Source organism: Defluviitoga sp. (assembly GCF_035349255.1).
GTDB lineage: Bacteria > Thermotogota > Thermotogae > Petrotogales > Petrotogaceae > Defluviitoga.
On record NZ_DAOPSE010000001.1, the window covers coordinates 172117 to 191587 of the forward strand.

The 19471-nt window shown below is 31.2% G+C and carries 16 protein-coding genes and 1 pseudogene; 9 read left to right on the top strand and 8 right to left on the bottom strand.

The features are described from left to right. Nucleotides 1-42: 42 nt before the first annotated feature. The 4 genes and pseudogenes from uvrA to PKN74_RS00805 form a co-directional block, all read right to left on the bottom strand. Nucleotides 43-2895: pseudogene (uvrA, locus tag PKN74_RS00790) on the bottom strand (excinuclease ABC subunit UvrA). Nucleotides 2896-3112: 217 nt separating this feature from the next. Further along, nucleotides 3113-3955, bottom strand: a complete 843-nt coding sequence (locus PKN74_RS00795) for a dihydroorotate dehydrogenase (protein WP_472307593.1) — start codon at nt 3953-3955, stop codon at nt 3113-3115. Continuing rightward, nucleotides 3946-4668 (bottom strand): iron-sulfur cluster-binding protein, encoded by a 723-nt coding sequence (locus tag PKN74_RS00800; RefSeq protein WP_472307595.1) that lies wholly within the window; start codon nt 4666-4668, stop codon nt 3946-3948. The genes PKN74_RS00795 and PKN74_RS00800 overlap by 10 nt, the downstream gene beginning before the upstream one ends. Next, nucleotides 4659-5948 (bottom strand): dihydroorotase, encoded by a 1290-nt coding sequence (locus tag PKN74_RS00805; protein WP_472307597.1) that lies wholly within the window; start codon nt 5946-5948, stop codon nt 4659-4661. The genes PKN74_RS00800 and PKN74_RS00805 overlap by 10 nt, the downstream gene beginning before the upstream one ends. 478 nt (nt 5949-6426) lie before the next feature. Between PKN74_RS00805 and PKN74_RS00810 the strand changes: the two genes are divergently transcribed. The 9 genes from PKN74_RS00810 to rny all read left to right on the top strand — a co-directional run bounded on the left by PKN74_RS00810 (nt 6427) and on the right by rny (nt 16857). Further along, nucleotides 6427-6984, top strand: a complete 558-nt coding sequence (locus tag PKN74_RS00810) for a macro domain-containing protein (RefSeq protein WP_472307599.1) — start codon at nt 6427-6429, stop codon at nt 6982-6984. Further along, the gene (locus PKN74_RS00815; protein WP_472307601.1) at nt 6981-8348 is read left to right on the top strand and encodes a phenylacetate--CoA ligase family protein; all 1368 of its coding nucleotides are present in this window, start codon (nt 6981-6983) and stop codon (nt 8346-8348) included. Before PKN74_RS00810 ends, PKN74_RS00815 begins: the two co-directional genes overlap by 4 nt. After that, entirely contained in the window at nt 8341-11052 is a 2712-nt protein-coding gene (polA, locus tag PKN74_RS00820) for a DNA polymerase I (RefSeq protein ID WP_472307603.1), read from the top strand. The genes PKN74_RS00815 and polA overlap by 8 nt, the downstream gene beginning before the upstream one ends. Nucleotides 11053-11267: 215 nt before the next feature. Then, nucleotides 11268-12599, top strand: coding sequence for a 30S ribosomal protein S12 methylthiotransferase RimO (rimO, locus tag PKN74_RS00825; protein ID WP_472307605.1), 1332 nt, complete (start codon nt 11268-11270; stop codon nt 12597-12599). Continuing rightward, nucleotides 12568-13086, top strand: coding sequence for a CDP-diacylglycerol--glycerol-3-phosphate 3-phosphatidyltransferase (gene pgsA, locus PKN74_RS00830; protein ID WP_472307607.1), 519 nt, complete (start codon nt 12568-12570; stop codon nt 13084-13086). The genes rimO and pgsA overlap by 32 nt, the downstream gene beginning before the upstream one ends. Nucleotides 13087-13119: 33 nt before the next feature. Continuing rightward, on the top strand, nt 13120-13737 hold the full coding sequence (gene thpR, locus PKN74_RS00835; RefSeq protein WP_472307609.1) for an RNA 2',3'-cyclic phosphodiesterase: 618 nt from the start codon (nt 13120-13122) through the stop codon (nt 13735-13737). After that, entirely contained in the window at nt 13724-14821 is a 1098-nt protein-coding gene (gene recA / locus PKN74_RS00840; RefSeq protein WP_472307611.1) for a recombinase RecA, read from the top strand. The genes thpR and recA overlap by 14 nt, the downstream gene beginning before the upstream one ends. 6 nt (nt 14822-14827) lie before the next feature. Further along, nucleotides 14828-15301 (top strand): regulatory protein RecX, encoded by a 474-nt coding sequence (locus PKN74_RS00845; protein ID WP_472307613.1) that lies wholly within the window; start codon nt 14828-14830, stop codon nt 15299-15301. A 2-nt stretch (nt 15302-15303) separates the two neighbouring features. Further along, complete coding sequence (rny, locus tag PKN74_RS00850) at nt 15304-16857, top strand: ribonuclease Y (RefSeq protein WP_472307615.1); 1554 nt, start codon at nt 15304-15306, stop codon at nt 16855-16857. A gap of 80 nt (nt 16858-16937) precedes the next feature. Here the strand turns inward: rny and PKN74_RS00855 are convergent, their stop codons facing one another. The 4 genes from PKN74_RS00855 to PKN74_RS00870 are packed head-to-tail and all read right to left on the bottom strand — an operon-like array spanning nt 16938 to nt 19456. Then, nucleotides 16938-17444: a ferritin-like domain-containing protein gene (locus PKN74_RS00855; protein ID WP_472307617.1), complete on the bottom strand. Its 507-nt coding sequence runs from the start codon at nt 17442-17444 to the stop codon at nt 16938-16940. 22 nt (nt 17445-17466) lie between these two features. Next, nucleotides 17467-18147, bottom strand: a complete 681-nt coding sequence (locus PKN74_RS00860) for a YciC family protein (protein WP_472307619.1) — start codon at nt 18145-18147, stop codon at nt 17467-17469. Then, nucleotides 18144-18557: a hypothetical protein gene (locus tag PKN74_RS00865; protein ID WP_472307621.1), complete on the bottom strand. Its 414-nt coding sequence runs from the start codon at nt 18555-18557 to the stop codon at nt 18144-18146. The genes PKN74_RS00860 and PKN74_RS00865 overlap by 4 nt, the downstream gene beginning before the upstream one ends. Then, complete coding sequence (locus PKN74_RS00870; protein WP_472307623.1) at nt 18554-19456, bottom strand: cation diffusion facilitator family transporter; 903 nt, start codon at nt 19454-19456, stop codon at nt 18554-18556. The genes PKN74_RS00865 and PKN74_RS00870 overlap by 4 nt, the downstream gene beginning before the upstream one ends. Between the last annotated feature and the right edge of the window lie 15 nt (nt 19457-19471).

The following is a 19471-nucleotide window of genomic DNA, read 5'->3' on the forward strand; positions in this document are numbered from 1 at the left end:
AATTAGACAAATAAAACAAAGCCCCGTACACGGGGCTTTGTTTTATTTATTCACGACTTTATTATTGCTTTTTTCTAAAGCTTGCCTTAGGTAATAACCTGTGTATGAACCGCTCTCTGCTATTTCTTCAGGGGTACCAATTGCAACAATTCGCCCTCCATTTTCTCCACCTTCAGGGCCTAGATCTATTATATAATCAGCATTTTTTATAATATCTAATTCATGTTCAATCACAATAACAGTATTCCCTTTCTCAACTAATAAATTAAGGACTTTAAGAAGTTTTTTTATATCTTCAAAATGCAAACCCGTTGTAGGTTCATCAAGAATATACACCGTGTTTCCCGTAGATTTTTTTCTTAATTCTGAAGTTAATTTTATTCTTTGAGCTTCACCGCCTGACAAAGTAGTCGCAGGTTGCCCTTATCTAATATATCCTAATCCTACATCTTGTAAAAGTTGAAGTATATTATTTATTGCTGGTAAATTTTTAAAAAAATCTGAAGCTTCATCCACTGTCATGTCTAAAACATCAGAAATATTTTTTCCTTTATATGTAACCTTCAAAGTTTCTTTATTATATCTCTTACCTTTACATACATCACATGTGACATAAACGTCAGGTAAGAATTGCATTTCGATTTTTAAGACTCCATGACCCTTACATGCCTCACACCTTCCGCCTTTAACATTGAAGCTAAATCTTCCTTTGTCGTATCCCCTTATCTTTGCTTCAGGAGTTTGGGCAAATACTTCTCTAATAAAATTAAATACACCTGTATATGTAGCAGGATTGCTACGAGGGGTCCTACCAATTGGACTTTGATCAATTGAGATTACACTATCTACATATTCTAATCCTTCAATTTTCTTGTATCGACCAGGTCTTGTTTTGGAATTGTACAACTCCTTCTGGAGTGCAGGATATAGAGTATCCATAATCAACGAAGATTTACCAGAACCCGAAACTCCAGTTACTACAACAAGTTTTCCTAAAGGTATCTCAACATCTATATTTTTCAAATTGTTATGTGAAGCACCTATAATCCTCAGAAATTGATTTTTTTCTATCCTCTTTTTATCTAATATTTCTATTGTTTTTTGACCTGCTAAATATTTCCCTGTTAAAGAATTTCCTGGGTTTTCTATTAACTTTTTAGTAGGACCTTGATAAATTACTCTTCCTCCGTTGACACCAGCTCCAGGTCCTAAATCTACTATATAATCCGAAGATCTTATCACATTTTCATCATGTTCAACCACTATTACAGTATTGTCTAAATCCCTAAGCTTTTCTAAAGTATTGATTAGTTTGTCATTATCTCTCTGATGAAGTCCAATTGTAGGTTCATCTAACACATATGTTACTCCTGTTAAACCCGAACCAATTTGTGTAGCTAGTCTTACTCTTTGTGATTCACCTCCAGACAGAGTAGTTGCATTTCTACCCAGAGTTAAATAATCTAAACCGACATCAACTAAAAAAGTCACTCTTCTTTTTATTTCTCTGAGTAACTCTTTTGCAATCTCCATTTCAAATTCGCTCAATTTAAGTGTTTCAAAAAAAACCTTCAACTCACCTATAGGTATTTCGGTTATGTCGTAAATATTATGATTGTTAATCTTAACACTCAGAGCTTCCTCTCTAAGTCTTTTTCCTTGACATGTTTGGCATGTTTTTTGAATCATAAAATTGTTCTCAATCCATGCTTTTATGTCTTTTGAATCAGTCTCTCTATATCTTCTTTCATACCAATTGACCATACCTTCAAATCCTCTTGTGAACTCATATAACTCTCCATTGCTTTTTGAAAATGAGAAGTCTATTTCCTTGTTTGTACCATATAATAATGCATTTATAACCTTCTGGGGCATATCTTTTAACTTTTTCGAGGGATCTTCTCCATAACTTCTAACAACTTCCTTCATCATATTAACCATGAATGTGTCTTTGCCCATATTCATGGCCGCACCATCTTCAAGAGACTTATTCATATCGAATATATACTCTGGTTCAACTTCTAATTTAAAACCTAAGCCATGACATTCTGGACATGCTCCATACGGGCTATTAAATGAAAAGAGTTTTGGATTTATTTCAGGAAAACTGTATCCACATTTTGGACAAGCTAAATTCTCAGAAAATGTTTGAACTGATAGTACTTTTTCATCTTTATCTACTTCTCTAATTTCTACAAAGCCTTCTCCTTCTTTTAAAGCAATTTCAACTGCTTCATATATCCTTTCAAAGTTATCCTTTCTCAACTTTATCCTGTCAACTAATAGATTTATTGTATGTCTAACAGTTTTAGCTAATGAATCAACTTCGTCAAGGTCATAAATTTCTCCATCAATCTCTAGCCTTTTAAATCCAGAAATTTTCATGTTGTTAATTTCTTTTCTGAATTCACCCTTCTTTTCCTTTGCAATTGGTGCAAAAATGTATAATCTGGCTTCTTCTTTAAAATTTTTATAAATATTATCAACAATCTCATCTACTGTGGAACTTTCTAGTGGTATTCCACACTTTGGACAATAAGCTCTTCCAACTCTTGCAAACAAAACTCTTATGTAATCATATATTTCAGTTATAGTTCCAACAGTAGATCTAGGATTATGGCTAACAGATTTTTGCTCAATTGCAATAGCGGGGGAAAGACCTTCTATTAATTCAACATCTGGTTTTTTCAAATTTCCTAAAAATTGTCTAGCATATGATGATACCGATTCTAAATACCTTCTTTGACCCTCTGCATATATAGTATCTAACGCCAAGGTAGATTTACCGGATCCAGATAAACCAGTTATAACTGTGAATGTGTTTTTAGGTATTTGAATATCAATGTTTTTTAAATTATGCTCTCTCGCTCCTATTATTCGAATCCACTTTTCCATAAAAAGCCTCCCACAATTGTGTAGTTGACAATATTATACTACTAAAAAATTAATTCTCTGAGAAGCTTATTTTATTTTTTGAGAAAATTGTGAAATGCGTTTTTTAATTAATTTCTATATACCTTTTTTGATTGAAATCTCAATTTTTTGTTAATCATTCGAACAATTTATCTAGACGAACAAGTTTTAACAGGATTCCAACAAAAATTATTTCTTGTCATAATTCTCTAATAATATTTATAGGTAACTCAGGATCCATCATTACTCCATAACCTATTCCTACCAAAGTAGCTCCTGCTTTTAAAAATTCTAGAACATCGGCTTTACAGACAACACCACCCATTCCTATTATAGGAACATTGGGAAAAATATTCTTTACTCTGTAGATACAGCCCAACGCCAAAGGCTTTATTATTGGACCACTTACGCCTCCATAACCACGTAAAAGTTCTTCAGGATTTGATTCATTCTTTAAGTTAATTTTAGTTCCCTTGGGAGCATTGATAAGCACTAAACCGTCGGCACCATTTTCAATTGCAAGTTTGGCTAGTTGTTCTAAATTTCCTTCAATACCAAGTTTTACAAATAAAGGCTTTTGTGTTATCTTACTTGCCCGCCTTATAATTTCTTTGGTTTCTCTCAGATCATTTAAAATAGTATCTCCCCCTTTATCAACATTTGGACAAGAAAGATTCAATTCGAACATTTTAATGTTAGTATGGTTAAGACTTTTAATCATATAACAAAATTCTTCGGTGTTATAACCGCCGATACTTGCAATAACATTCGTATCAAGTTCTTCTAAAAATGGAACATCATCCTTTAAAAAAGATTCAAAACCCGAGTTTTCTAGACCAATCGAATTTATAACTCCATTCTTTATGTTTATAATTCTTGGTGGGGGATTACCTATCTTAGGTTTAAAAGTAATGGTTTTAGTTGTAAATCCTCCAAGTTGTGAAAGATCAATGTAATCAATTAACTCTTTACCATTTCCTCCTGGACCTGAGGCGATGATTATAGGATTTTTAAACTTGATTCCAAGGACATCTACTTCCATTCTAAATTCACCTCATTTGCCTTGAAAATAGGTCCGTCTTTACACACCATTTTAACTCCTTCCACAGTTTGGACAGGACAACCTTTACATAAACCAGTACCACATCCCATATTTTCTTCAAGTGACACATACGACCAATCTTTCATATATGGGAATACGTCAAAAAAACTTTTCAATAACCCTTTACTTCCACACAGGATCATCCCGGAATTTTCTAACTTTTCTTTATTTTGAAATAAAAATTCCACAGGGGTTTTCCCTATATTATCATCTATGAACAATTTTAAATCAGGAAGAATTGATTGGACATAGCTCTCTTTGAAAGAGAAAAAGGTCTCTTTTACTAACAAAGGATATTCCTTTAAAAAATAAATTAGAGGAGCTGAACCGCAACCTCCTCCAAGGAGAATGTATTTTTTGGTTAAATCAATCTTATTTCTTATTGGAATTCCATATGGTCCTCTTATCAGAAGAAAATCTCCATATTTCAAAGTAGCAAGTTTTTCAGTAAAAGGTCCGACATTTTTTATCAAAAAAGTTAAATAATTACCCTTTTCATCCATCACCGAAAAGGGTTTGGGTAAGTTAAATGTATCTAAAAAATTTATCATAACAAATTGACCAGGTTGTGAATTGAAGGGTCCCTTTGTTTCTACCTTTAAAACAAAATAGTCTTTAATTATTTTCTTTTCTACAACCTTAGCTAATTCCACGTAAATCTTCCTCCTAAAATTTTAATTACTCCTCTGACCATAACCATTTCTACTTTGCCTGGTAACAAAGAACCTAAAAAAGGCGTGTTTTTCCCTTTCGAAACGAGAGATTTTTCTTCGACCAGCCATTCTTTTTCAGGATCTAACAATACTAAATCAGCTAGATACCCTTCTTTCACATCTCCTATCAAGCCTAAGTCAAATATTCTCGCTGGAACATAAGTTACTTTTTCAATCAATTTAGAAAAGTCTACATCGTAATTCTTTGAAATTAATATCAGAGAAGAAAGTAAAGTTTCTAATCCTGAAATTCCATAAGGAGCTTTAGCAAAATCTACAGATTTTTCCTCCTTTGTATAAGGTGCATGATCGCTTACAATTATATCTATGGTCTCATCCTTTATTCCCTCTATAAGAGCTAAGTGATCATCATTTGTAGGAAGTGGAGGATTGACTTTTTTGTTGGGAGAATAATCTGAAATACTTTTGTCAGTAAAAAGAAGGTGATTATGAGTAACCTCACACGTTACAGGAATATTTTTTATTTTGGCCTGTCTTACTAAGTCTACTGAAGATTTTGTAGAAAGGTGAGCTATATGAACATGAGATTGAGCATATCTAGCCATTTCTATATCTCTAGCAACCATTATCGATTCAGTTATATCGGGCACACCAGGAATATCGTAATAATGAGAATAAAAGCCTTCTCTCATATATCCCAGTTTTGATAGCTCTTTCACTTCACAATGATTAATAATAGGTTTTTTAAGTTTTTTAGCGATTTCTAAAGCTTTTAACATAATCAATGGATCTTCAACAGGATCACCATCATCGCTAAAAGCTATAACGCCTCTATTGCTAATCTTGACCATATCAACAAGTTCTTTTCCTTCTCTCTTTTTTGTTACAGCTGCTATGGAAAACAATTTAGCCATATTAAGTTTCTCTGATTTAAGACTCAGGTAATCTACAAGATAAGGATTGTCAATACAAGGTTCGGTATTTGGCATCACTCCAACAGAAGTCACGCCACCATTTAAAGCAGCTCTTAAACCAGTTTCCAAATTTTCTCTTTCTTCAAAACCTGGATCCCTCAGATGTACATGCATATCGATTAATCCAGGAATAATAGTTTTTAATTTTGCATCCATGACCAGATTAAAATTGCCTTCTATCTCTTTGTCGCTTATTTCAGTTATTCTTTCATTTTCTACGACTAAATTTTTTATTCCTTTTGTTGAATGAGACACTACATTAGCATTTTTTATAAGTATTTTCATAATTTATTTCCCCTTTCATTGTATGAGGTAATACTAAAGAAAACGGACCAAGTTGAACATCAATTTCTACTTTAAAAGTAAAAAACAATCCTTAAACTGAACAACAAAAAAAGCACCTGCCTATAAAAACAAGTGCTTTCTAAATACTTAGCAATATGATATTTTTTACTTCTATATATTTTAAAAGATATCTTTTTTTTCTCAGCCAAAAGTTTATATACATTTAAATTAAACCTACCTAATTGTATTTGTAAAATTTTATCATTGTGATCATTTTTTTTGATTGCTTTACTGTTAATTTTGAAAAAATAACAAGTTAATTGAATTAGTTAACTTCATTTCTTTGAAAAAATTTACTATTCAAAATCTGTTATAATATTAACAATATAAAATTCTAGTATAATTATTTAGTTAATTTTGTAAAATTAGAGATAAAATTTGTTAGATATTTATAGCTTAGGATTTGGAGGTCATTTGAATGAACAAATTAGTGAAAGAAATTAAATTAAGCAACGTATCCATAAAACTCATACATGGAGATATAACCGAAGAAAAAGTTGATGCAATTGTTAATGCGGCTAATTCGAGATTACAACATGGTGGAGGAGTCGCTGGCATAATTTCAAAAAAAGGCGGTCCTACTATACAAAAAGAATCCAACGAATACGTAAAAAAATTTGGGAGCATAGAAACAGGGAACGTTGCTGTAACTAGTGGAGGCAACCTGAAATGTAAATATATAATTCATGCGGTAGGTCCTGTATGGCAAGGTGGAAGCAACAATGAAGAAACTCTTCTATATAGAGCTGTCTATAATTCATTAAAAAAAGCAGATGAGCGGGGACTCGACTCTATAGCACTACCAGCAATTAGTACTGGAATCTTTGGTTATCCAATCGAAAAAGCGACAAAGGTATATTTTAGCGCTACTCATGATTTTATTCAGCAAAATCCCACGTCATTAAGAGACATTCGCTTTGTTATATATGATGAAAAATATTTAGATCATTTTTTAAAAGAGTTCGATATTAAATGAGCTTTATGCGAACAGTTTATTTCTATAACGTTCTGAGGAAAAACTTATTAAAAACAAGAGAAGAAATTTTAAATTTGAGAAAAACACAATTCAACAAACTAGTTAAATATGCTTTTGACAATATTCCTTTTTATCAAGAATACTATACTTCATTTGGAATAAGGAGAAAAGATTTAGAAGACATCTATATTACTGAAGTACCCTTGATAAATAAAACTATTTTGATGGATAATTTTGATAATTTTTTTATTGATAAGAGATTAAACAGGGGAAGTGTTGAAAGATTTTTGTCTGAGAATCCTGATCCAACTTCACTATTGTTCAATAAATACTATGTGATTCATAGTTCAGGTACTAGCGGCAAAGTCGGACTTTACATATATAGCAAAAAAGAATGGGATTTTATTAAAGCAATATCAACAAGGATCTTTCCCAATTTTACTATCAGTAGAAAAAAATATGCCTTTTTGGGAGCAGCTGATGGACATTATGCCGCAATTAGTCTTTTCTTATCTCCTTTAAACCAAATCGAACAATTTTTTTATAAAGATTATCTCGTATTAGACATTAATAAACCTTTAAAAAATTATGTTGAAGCTTTGAATGAGTTTAAACCTCAAATTTTAACAGGATATCCAAATGGAATAAAAGTGTTGGCAGAACTCCAAAAAAAAGGAACCTTGCATATTCACCCTGAAAATATTGTAACAGGAGGGGAAATTTTACAAAAAGATACAAAACTTCTTATTAAAGAAACTTGGAGCAATTCAGAGTTGTCTAATTGTTATGCAACCTCAGAGTCTTTAGCAATGGGGATATCTCGCGAAGATCTTGACGGGATGTACATTTACGATGACGCTATATGGCTTGAAATCCAGGACAACGGTTCTCTTTTAACAAATCTGTATAATTATACTCAACCTCTAGTAAGATATCAATTGTCTGATAGTTTTCGAGAACTAAAAGATGAAAATGCAGTTTGGCCATTCACAAAAGTAGACGAAATAATAGGTAGAAGCGAAATAATACCATCATTTATAAACGAAGATGGGGATAAAGACTTCATTCATCCAATAGTAATAGCTGAAATCTTTGTAGAAGGAGTAACAGCCTTTCAATTTGTTCAAACCAGCGATACATCTTTCACCTTTAAAATTGTTGTTTCTGAAGACGTTAAAACTTCAAAGCTAAAAATAATTGAAAATGTCCAAAAAAAATTAAACAACATTCTTCACAAAAAAAAGATGAAAAATGTATCCTTTGAAATAGAAGTTGTTCCTGAATTAACACCCGATCCAAAAACTGGAAAATTTAGATTAATAACCATTGACATGAACAGTAAAAAAAGAAAAGAAGGTGAGTAAAATAGGAAATTTATATATAATAGACGGATCTGGAATCGCTTATAGAGCTTTTTTCGCTTTAGGGGACTGGATGAGTACATCTGATGGTCTCCCTACGAATGCCATTTACGGAGTTACCAGAATGCTTTTAAAATTACTCAAAACATATGTAAAAAAAGATGAAGACTCTATTATTTTTGTTATGGATAAAAAGACAACCACTTACCGAAATGAACTTCTTGAAAGTTATAAAGCACAAAGACCTGAAACACCAGAAAAATATATTCAACAGATACCTTATATCTATGAAATTGTTGAAAAATTAGGTATTAAAGTTATTGCTATGGATAACTATGAAGCGGATGACGTTATCGCATCCATTGTAAAGAAAAAAAAGGACATTTATGACAAAGTATACATTATTACTTCTGACAAAGATATGATGCAGTTGGTAAAAGATAACGTCTATATTTTAAGACCAGAAAAAGGAATAAGTGAAATCATTCTTTACGACGCAAAAGAAGTGGAAAACAAAATGGGAGTACCCCCTGAAAAAATTCCTGATTTATTAGCTCTTATGGGAGATGCATCAGACAATATTCCAGGAGTTAAAGGTATTGGTGAAAAAACTGCTCAAAAGCTCCTTCAAGAGTTTAAAAGTTTAGAAGACATTTATAACAATCTGGACAAAATAAAAGGAGCCGTTAAAAAAAAGCTCGAAGAACAAAAAGATGAAGCATTCTTAAGCAAAAAATTAGTTCAATTAATGACTGATGCAGCTATAGAAGATATTTATGAGGATGAAGAAATTGTCTATAGAGGTTTTGAAAAAGGGTTGAAAGAATTGCTAGTTCGTCTAGAATTTAACTCTATTTTGAAAGAACTGGATTTAGCCGAATCAGAAAACAACGAAAATAATACTTCTCACAAAGATCAAGGACCAAAAAAGAATTATTCGGTAAAGGGTAAATATGAAATCTTTTCAATTAAAGATTATAAAAAATTCTTCAAGATGATTGAAGAAAATGAAATCATCTCTGTAGACTTTGAAACTACTTCTTTGGATCCTTATGAAGCTGATTTAGTGGGAGTAGCTATATGCGTTAAGCCATTTGAAGCTTACTTTTTAAATTTATACAAAGAAGATAAGAGATGGGAAATAACAGAAGAATTAGTAAATATATTGTCAAAAAAGAAGATAGTTGGACAAAATTTAAAATACGATGTTTCTGTTTTGAAGGTCAATGGATTTAACTTAAAAGAACTTTACTTTGATACTATGATTGCTGCTTATCTCTTGAACCCAGATAGTCGAAGATTCAATCTCGATGATCTTGCAAAGGAATATTTAGATTATAAAACGACAAAATATAAAGAAATAATGGGGAACAATAACAAAAGTGATCTCAAATTATTAACCTTAGGTGATATGGATAAGAAAACAGTTGCTGACTATGCTGGGGAAGATGCTGACATTGCATATAGACTCTTTGAAGTGTTGAAACCCAAGTTAGAAGAATTCGATTTGATTCCGTTATTTGAAAAGATTGAAATACCGACCATTAATGTTCTTGCAGAGATGGAAGTTAACGGCGTCTACTTTGATTTAAAGGAATTAAAAGAACTAGAAGAAGAATATAATAAAAAATTAGATAGTTTACTTTCTGAAATGCAACGGATGGCAGGTTATAATTTCAATCCAAATTCACCCAAACAGGTAGGAGAATTGCTTTACGATCATTTAGGTCTAAAAGGAAAGAGAAAAACTAAAAGTGGATCATATTCTACCGATGCAGATTCTTTAGAAGCTTTGAAAGACGATCATCCAATAATTGAAAAACTTCTTGAATATAGAAAATATCAAAAGCTTCTATCTACTTATATAGTAGCCATTCCTAAATTAGTAAATAAAAAAACCGGCCGAATTCATACTTCATTCAACCAAACTGGAACCGCTACAGGAAGACTAAGTAGTAGTGAACCAAATTTACAAAATCTTCCAATTCGAGATGAAGAAGGGGAAAGAATAAGAAAAACTTTGAAAGCTCAAAAAGACAGTTATTGTATCTTGAGCGCAGATTATTCACAAATAGAATTAAGAGTCTTAGCTCATATAACGAAAGATCCTACTCTAATCGATGCTTTCAAAAACGATAAAGATGTACATGCCTTAACGGCGGCTGCTATATTTGGCGTAGATTTAAAAGATGTTGACCAAAATATGAGAAGAATTGGCAAAACTGTTAATTTTGCTCTCATATATGGTTCTTCAGCATATGGTCTTTCAGAAAATTTGGGAATATCTGTAGAAGATGCTAAGAATTTTATTAACAAATATTTTGATACCTACAAAAAAGTTAAAGAAAGTCAGGAAGAAAGCCTAAAATTAGCCAAACAAAACGGATACGTTGAAACAATTTTTGGAAGAAAAAGGTTCTTAAAGAATATCAAAACTTCTAAATCAGAATTAAGAAGGATAGCTATAAATGCTCCTATACAAGGTAGCGCAGCTGACATAATGAAATTAGCCATGATAAATTTATACAATGAACTACCAAAAGAAGCAAAGTTGATACTCCAAGTTCACGATGAGGTATTAATAGAATTACCCGAGAAAATAGCTAACAAAGTCGCAAAAACAGTAAAATATTGTATGGAAAACGCAGTAAAATTAGAGGTGCCTTTAAAAGTAGACGTAACTATTGGTAAAAGTTGGCAGAAATAAGGTTTATACTTTTGTATAACTTATATTAATTTATTTTTTTCCTTTTTTAAAAAAATCTGGTATAATTCAATTAAGTAAAATACTATAGTGTGTTTAGCAATGTACAAATAATAGGATTTTTTTATATTTAACTTATATTGTATGAAATAAAAAACGGTAAATAAGTTCTTTGTAATTTTGAAAGTTTTAATTTATTGAATTTTTGGAGGTAACTAATGAATAAGTTTCACATAGTAAGACTAGGGTGCCCAAAGAATGATGCTGACGCGGATATTTTACAGGGTATACTTGAAAACAAAGGTTATAGATATACTCCAGATCCAATAAATGCAAATTATATCTTTATTAACACTTGCGGTTTTATAGAAGATGCAAAAAAAGAAAGTATTGAAGCAATATTTGAATATCTTTTATTAAAGGATGAAAAAAAAGATATAAAGGTTATTCCATTTGGTTGTTTAGCAGAAAGATATTACACAGAAATATTAGAAGAAATACCAGAAGTTGATGGACTGTATGGAGTTTTGTCACCCCAAACTATAGTTGACAAATTAGAAAGTGAAATATTTACCTATAAAGCAACAGAACCAGAAACTACATATGAATGTCAAATAAGATCAAAACCTAGAGAATATTATGCTTATGTAAAAATAGGAGATGGATGCAATAGAAATTGTACTTTTTGTTCCATACCTTTCTTTAAAGGTAAACCTAAGAGTCGAGAGATTCTCGATATTAAAAATGAAGTTGAATTTTTAGTAAATAACGGTGTGAAAGAAATTATATTAGTATCTCAAGATAATTGTTTATACGGTGTTGATAATTATAAGAAACAGGCCTTGCCTGAGTTACTAAAGACCTTAAATAATATAAAAGGTGATTTTCGGATAAGGGTGTTATATTTACATCCGGATTTTTTAAATAAAAATATAATTGAAGTCATACATTACACGGATAAAGTATTAAAGTATTTCGATGTTCCTATTCAACATATTTCCACAAAAATTCTAACCCTTATGGGAAGGATAAAGAAAAAAAAGGATTTAATTGAATTGATAGAACAAATAAGAAAACAACCATCGGTAATCAGAACAACTTTAATGGTGGGGTTCCCGGGTGAAACAGAAAAAGATTTCCAAGAACTTTTGAATTTTGTCCACGATGCAAAATTTGAAAGGCTTGGAAGTTTCATTTACTCTCAAGAGGAAGATACTTTATCGTTTAACATGCCAAATCAAGTAGATGAGAAGACAAAAATAGCAAGGCAAGAAGCGCTAATGAAAATCCAACAAGAAATCTCTAAAGATGTTATGCAATCTTTTTTAGGATATATTTTAAAAGTATTAATAGAGGAAAAGGAAGATGATATTTACATTGGAAGAAGTTACCTAGATGCTCCAGAAATAGACGGAAATATATTTTTTAGAAGCAAAAAAAAGTTAAAGTTAGGGGAGTTTATAAATGTAAAAATAACTGGGAGTTATGAATATGATCTGGAAGGAGAAGTAGCAGAAAATGAATATTCCCAATTTATTGAGTCTCTCTAGAATATTTCTGGCTATACCCGTTTTTACACTAACAGTATTAGAAGAAAAATATTACGTATCTGCATTAATAATTTTTATTATTGCTTCTTTAACCGACCTTTTTGACGGTTTAATAGCTAGAAAAACAGGGCAAGTTACAGATTTAGGAAAATTTCTTGATCAAATATCTGACAAAATATTGATAAACTCAACTTTTATCGCTATGTTAGCGATAGGAATTATCCCAGGATGGTTCGTGGCTTTAATTGTTGCTAGAGATACATATGTCAGTGGTCTTAGAATGTTTTTAGCAAGTAAAAATCTTGTAATACCTGCAGACGTCCTAGGAAAAATGAAAACTGTCTTGGAAATAATTTTAATAATATTGATCTATTTACAACTCTGGAGTACTCTTGTAAATCTTTTATTGTATTTGACATTAATCATAAGTTTAGTATCTGCAGCAAATTACACTATTAAAAACTCAAAGGCGTTTAAAGAAACTTAAAGAAGTCAAGTAACACAAAGGAGGAACTTTACTATGATTGAGTTGAAGAAAAATAAAGAGCAATCAGACGTAGATGCAGTTCGATCTTTCATCGCAATAGAAACGAATCAAAAAGTTAAGAAAACTTTAGATGAGCTTGTAGAAAAGCTTAAAAGGATGGGTTTTAGAGCTACTTGGACCAAAACAGACAATACTCATTTAACTCTTTTTTTTCTTGGCGACCAGAAGATATCCAAATTAGCCCAGTTGGCTTATAAAATAGGAGATAGACTAGCTGGGTTTCCAACCTTCCACTTTTATGTGGAAAATTTAGGTTTTTTTGAAAGAAACTCTATTCCAAAAGTATTGTGGTTAGGAATTAGAGAAGATACTACCTTAAATGGTTTGTATGAAGAAATAAAAACAGTGCTTAAAATTTGTGATTTTGAAGTAAAAGACAACATTTTTAAACCTCACATTACTATTGGAAGGGTCAAAAATTACCCTAAGCATTGGAAAGAACTTATAAGTACAACAAGTTTCGAAGAAATAAAAGTTCATGTTAATTCAATAGAAATATTTTCTTCAGTATTGACAAAAAATGGACCTATATACAATAAGTTGTATACAATCGATTTTGAGGGAGGCGTAATAATTAATGGCCAAAGATAATCCGAAAGATGTAAATAAAGATGCTCTGTTAGAAAAACTAGTGAAAGAACTAGAAAAAACACATGGTACAGGTTCTGTAATGATAATGGGGAAAGGTTTGGATAACAGAGACATTTCTGTGGTTCCTTCTGGATGTTTATCCCTTGATATAGCTTTAGGCATTGGGGGTTATCCTAGAGGCAGAATAATCGAGATATATGGTAATGAAGCATCTGGAAAAACAACACTAGCTTTACAAGCTTTAGCTGAAGTGCAAAAAATGAACGGCATAGCTGCGTTTATTGACGCTGAACATGCTTTAGACATAGAATATGCCAAAAAATTAGGGGTCGATGTGGATAAATTGATAGTTTCTCAGCCTGACTTTGGCGAACAAGCCTTAGAAATAGTTGACTCTTTAGTTAGATCTAATATCGTGGATATAATTGTCGTTGATTCAGTTGCGGCGCTAGTTCCAAAAGCAGAGATTGAAGGTTCTATGGGAGACGCTCATGTAGGACTTCAAGCAAGACTCATGTCTCAAGCGTTAAGAAAATTGGCGGGTAGTGTGAGTAAATCAAAGTCTATTGTTGTATTCATAAATCAAATAAGAATGAAAATTGGCGTATTATATGGGAATCCCGAAACTACTACAGGTGGTGTTGCTTTGAAATTCTATTCTACAATAAGAATAGAAACTAGAAAGGGTGCTGCTATAAGAGAAGGAAAAGATCAGATAGGAAACGAGGCGGTTTTAAAAGTGGTAAAAAATAAAGTAGCTCCTCCTTTTAAAGAAGTTAGTGTAGATATGATATTCGGTAAAGGGTTTGCAAAAGAAAATGATATCTTCAATTTAGCACTAGAAGAGGGTTTAATTCAAAGAAAAGGTGCATGGTTTTCATATATAAACGATAAGGGAGAGGAGATAAGCCTAGGTCAAGGAAAAACTAATTCTGTAGCTTATCTTGTTCAAAACCCTGATATTTTGGACTACCTAGAATATACTATTAGAAAAAATCATGGAATCTTAATACCTGATTATCTAACTGAAAAATTTGAAAAGTCTAGTAAGGCAAAAGATAAAGTTAAAGAAAGCGAGAAATAAACAAAATTGAAAAAGAAAAACCAAAAAATTGATCCTTTTGATGAAAAGGCAGCTGAGAAAGCAGCGTTGAGTTTAATAAAATATAGAATAAGATCAGAGAAAGAACTTTTACAAAGACTAAAACTAAAAGGATTTTCTGAAGATGTATGTTTGAAAATTGTTGATAAATTCAAAGAGAATGGGTTATTAAACGATGAAATATTTGCTTATTTGTTTAGTTATGATAAACTAACGCTCGATAAAAAAGGACCAATATATATAAGAAATGAGTTAAAAAGATTTGGGGTAGAAGAAGACCTTATTAATAACGTCTTGGAAAAAATCAGTGAGGAAATCGATATTTTTGAGATAGCAACTGAAATTGCAACAAAATATTACAACAAAACCAAAGATGAGCTTAAAACTAGAAACTATTTATTCAGAAGAGGTTTTGAGCCAGACATAATAAACTGTGTTATAGAAGACTTGAGAGGTGATTAAAATTGATAGCAGGAATAATAATTATAATTAGTGCAATTATTTTTATTTTAGGGTTGTTTATAGGAATTAATATAGGTAATAAAAAGCTGATAGGTTCTTTAAAAGATAAAAAAGAAAAGCTAGAAGCGGAATTAGAAAACAAACAAAAGGAAATACAGAAAATTTTACAAAAAGCTGAAGAAGAAGCAAAAACTTTAAGGCAAAAAGAAATTTTACAGGCTAAAGATGAGATACAAAAGTTAAGGGAACAATTTGATCTAGAATTAAAAAAACAGAGAGACGAATTAAAGTTAATGGAAGAAAGATTAATTCGTAGAGAAGAATTGTTAGATAAAAAAGAAGAAAACATAGAAAAACTAAAAGAAAAATTAGAAGCACAAATTGCCAATACACACCAACTGGAATTAGAGTTAGAAACTAAATTGAATGAAATAGCTAAAATTTCAGAAGGAGAAGCAAAAGAAATAGTTTTAAAACAGACAAAAGAAAAGTATGAATTAGAACTAGCTCAAAAATTTAGAGAAATTAAAGAACATTATGAAGAAGAAGCAAAAAAATATGCTAGATGGGTAATTACTACAGCTATTCAAAGATACGCCTCAGATGTAACAGCAGAACTAACAACATCCACCGTTTCACTACCTACTGATGACATGAAAGGTAGAATCATAGGAAGAGAAGGAAGAAATATTCGCACCTTCGAAAAATTAACTGGAACCGATTTAATAATAGATGACACACCAGAAATCGTAGTTATATCTTCTTTCAATCCACTAAGGCGCGAGATAGCAAAAAGAACCTTAGAAATGTTGGTAGCCGATGGCAGAATTCATCCTGCTAGAATTGAAGAATTATATGAAAAATCAAAGAAGGAAGTCGAGGAATACATTAAAGAGGTTGGAAAAGAAGCAGTATTAAGGGTAGGAATTAAACAACCACATAATGAAATTATAAAATTACTAGGAAGGTTAAAATTTAGAACAAGCTATGGACAAGATGTTTTGGAACATTCTATAGAAGTAGCTCAGTTTGCGGGACTTATGGCAAGCGAGTTAGGACTCAACGTAGAATTAGCCAAAAGAGCAGCATTATTTCATGATCTAGGAAAAGCTGTCGACCACGAAGTTGAGGGCTCGCATGCGTTGGTTGGAGGCCAAATTGCTAGAAGATATGGAGAAAAAATAGAAGTAGTAAACGCAATTCAATACCATCACGATGAAGTAGACCCGATGACACCAGAAGCCGTGTTGGTAGCTGCAAGTGACGCTTTATCTGCATCAAGACCTGGTGCTAGAAAAGAAACGTTGGAAAATTATATAAGACGAATCGAACAATTAGAAGAGATTGCTAAAAGTTTTAGGCACGTAGACAAAGCTTATGCAATTCAAGCTGGTAGAGAACTAAGAGTTATTATTCAACCAGATAAAGTAGATGATGCTATAGCTGAAAAATTAGCTCACGATATTGCTGTGCAAATAGAAGAAAAAGTTCAATATCCTGGTGTAATTAAAGTAACCGTTATAAGAGAAAAAAGAAGTGTTGCCTACGCAAGCTAATAAAATCAAATTAAAACAAACATAATTTATAAACTTTAAAATGAAGGGATGCTAGCTAGCATCCCTTCTATTATTTAAAATTAAAATAGAGGTTCAACATCAACATGTTGCCAATAATCTTTTGCCACTTTCTGATACAATTTGTAAATCATATCTCTATGACTCTTTTCCCATTCTGCCAAATGTTTTAAAACTTTCTTTAATTCCTCGTCGTCAACACTTTCTGCCGCTTTGTTATAAAAATTCATGAAGTCTTCTTCTATTAAATAAGCCATTCTAAGAACAGGAATGTCAGATTTTAAAGCGTTAAAATCTCCAGAATACACTATTTCTTCTTCTGCTCTTTTACGGAAAGATTGACCAATATCAATATCTTGCCTAAAATGAACATAATCATGTTCTTCTATTTCGTTTATAAGACTGGTTATATAATCTGCATGACTTTTTTCCATTTCACTCAACTCTTCAAACGTCTCTTTTACCTGTTTTATTTTCACAGTTTTAGCTTTAGATTCATAAAATTGCATACCTTCTATTTCCTTTGCTAACGCATATTCTAAGATTCCTAATGCCTTTTTTTTGTTCATATAAAACACCTCCAATTAAGCTTTAATCTTGATAAGTTTGATCGCTATTTACATCTTTTTTATCTAATTTTTGACCATCTTGAGATATTTGTTGTATAATTTTCTCCTCTTTATCTTCTCGATAATACACATAAAGATATGGAAGCCATAAAAACTCTAATAAAGTAGAAATGTAAACTCCCACATAAGGTATTAATCCTAAAAGAAATATGGCTATTAATACAATTAATATTTGGAAAAAATGATCTGCCTTAAACACAAAGGAAAAACTTTTTCTTATTGAATCAGATAACGATACATCTTCTACAACAAAAACACATGGTGAAAAGATAAGAAAAAGTGCTAGGATTACACCAGGTATAACAAAGGCTAAAAAACCTATTGAAATTAAAAATCCAACAAATATCGAAAGAATAGTAATATCAAGAAATAGTCTTTTAATTTTAGCAAAGCTTTCTTTAAAATCGGATTTCTTAAATCTTTTAAATTCATCATACAATATAGTTGTCCAAGCAAAGAAGAAGGTATTAAAAATACCTATCAATATGACTGAAAGAAAACTGGCGATAGGTCCCAATCTCGCTAAAATATCAAAAAGTATAGTAATAACAATATTAATAAATAGCGGGATGAGTATAAGAGGTTCTTTGCTAAAAGCAATCTTAAAAGGTTCTACAAATACATTGTACAATTGGATTTTCATGAGAATTCCCCCTTTACAAATTTTGAAATTATACGTTCTTGCTCCTCCTCAGAAAAGTGAAAATATTTTTCAAGATGATAATGCATAAATTCGTGAATTAAAGTATCATAAAAAATGTTGTTTTTGTGCAATATTTTAAAAGGTAGAGTAACTACGTAGTAATTGTTTCTTTTAACAATTAATGCACCCGAATAATAAGAATAAGGCAACTGAGTTAATTCAGTGAACTCCTCTAGCGAAATTGCTTCCAACACTATAATAGGCTCAGCAAGATTAATACCAAAATCGTTGGAAAACCTTTCTAATCTAATATCTTCTATATAGAGAGTAATTGGAAAAATATGCATATTAAATGAAAAATAAAATAATGAGATGAACAGGAAAAATATCAAACATATTCTAGTTTTCATTTTTGTACACTTTCTTCAAGACATCTATTTCTCTCAAATTGTAATGTTGAATGATTTATTTCAAATTTATCTTTAAGAATACTATTTATTGTATCTATACATTTATCCAAATCATAATTTTCATTATCAAAATTTTCACTTAACCTGATGTGAGCTTCTAGATATTTATCTTCTCCGTCAGTGGTCCACAAATGAATATGATGAACATCTTTTATAAAAGGTAACTTCTCGATTTCAGTTTTTATTTGCTGTATTTCTATGTTGTCCGGTGCACCTTGTAAAAGAATGTTCACTGTCTCTTTTAATAGGGGAATGCTTTCAAAAAAGATGTATCCACTTATAATAAAAGTAAATATCGGGTCTATAATATAGAGATTTTTAAAAATAATTAAAAAAGCTCCAATAATTACAAAAACAGAAGAAATAGTGTCACTCAAAATATGAATAAATAACGCTTTTATATTTAAATTTTTCTTTGAATCTTTAAAAAGTAAAAAAACCGTAATTAAATTACCAACTAATCCAACAACAGCCACGCTAAGCATTATATTTCCAGTAACGATGTTTGGGTTGAAAACGTTTTTTATCCCCTCTATAAATAAAAAAACAGAGATAACCATTAAAAAAAGCGTGTTGACAAAAGCAGCTAGTACTTCAAACCTTTTATAACCATACGTTCTCTTAGAATCATCCTGCTTTTTAGAAAGAATATTTGCTATAAAACTAATCAATATTGCAAGGGTATCATTTAAGTTATGAAAAGCGTCAGACAAAAGAGCTAAACTATGAGATAATATTCCACCAACTATTTCTGCACTCGTAATTCCTAAGTTCAAAACAACAGAAAATAAAAGTTTACTATCTGTTTTTTTATTTTTTGAGTCTTCAACTTTTTTCATGATTTTATGTTTCTC

Excerpts from the sequence above, each read along its gene's own strand:
- PKN74_RS00795 (WP_472307593.1), bottom strand. The coding sequence starts at position 3,955 with ATGGAAGTAGATGTCCTTGGAATCAAGTTTAAAAATCCTATAATCATC.
- PKN74_RS00805 (WP_472307597.1), bottom strand. The coding sequence starts at position 5,948 with ATGAAAATACTTATAAAAAATGCTAATGTAGTGTCTCATTCAACAAAA.
- PKN74_RS00810 (WP_472307599.1), top strand. The coding sequence starts at position 6,427 with ATGAACAAATTAGTGAAAGAAATTAAATTAAGCAACGTATCCATAAAA.
- PKN74_RS00815 (WP_472307601.1), top strand. The coding sequence starts at position 6,981 with ATGAGCTTTATGCGAACAGTTTATTTCTATAACGTTCTGAGGAAAAAC.
- rimO (WP_472307605.1), top strand. The coding sequence starts at position 11,268 with ATGAATAAGTTTCACATAGTAAGACTAGGGTGCCCAAAGAATGATGCT.
- pgsA (WP_472307607.1), top strand. The coding sequence starts at position 12,568 with ATGAATATTCCCAATTTATTGAGTCTCTCTAGAATATTTCTGGCTATA.
- thpR (WP_472307609.1), top strand. The coding sequence starts at position 13,120 with ATGATTGAGTTGAAGAAAAATAAAGAGCAATCAGACGTAGATGCAGTT.
- recA (WP_472307611.1), top strand. The coding sequence starts at position 13,724 with ATGGCCAAAGATAATCCGAAAGATGTAAATAAAGATGCTCTGTTAGAA.
- PKN74_RS00855 (WP_472307617.1), bottom strand. The coding sequence starts at position 17,444 with ATGAACAAAAAAAAGGCATTAGGAATCTTAGAATATGCGTTAGCAAAG.
- PKN74_RS00860 (WP_472307619.1), bottom strand. The coding sequence starts at position 18,147 with ATGAAAATCCAATTGTACAATGTATTTGTAGAACCTTTTAAGATTGCT.
- PKN74_RS00865 (WP_472307621.1), bottom strand. The coding sequence starts at position 18,557 with ATGAAAACTAGAATATGTTTGATATTTTTCCTGTTCATCTCATTATTT.
- PKN74_RS00870 (WP_472307623.1), bottom strand. The coding sequence starts at position 19,456 with ATGAAAAAAGTTGAAGACTCAAAAAATAAAAAAACAGATAGTAAACTT.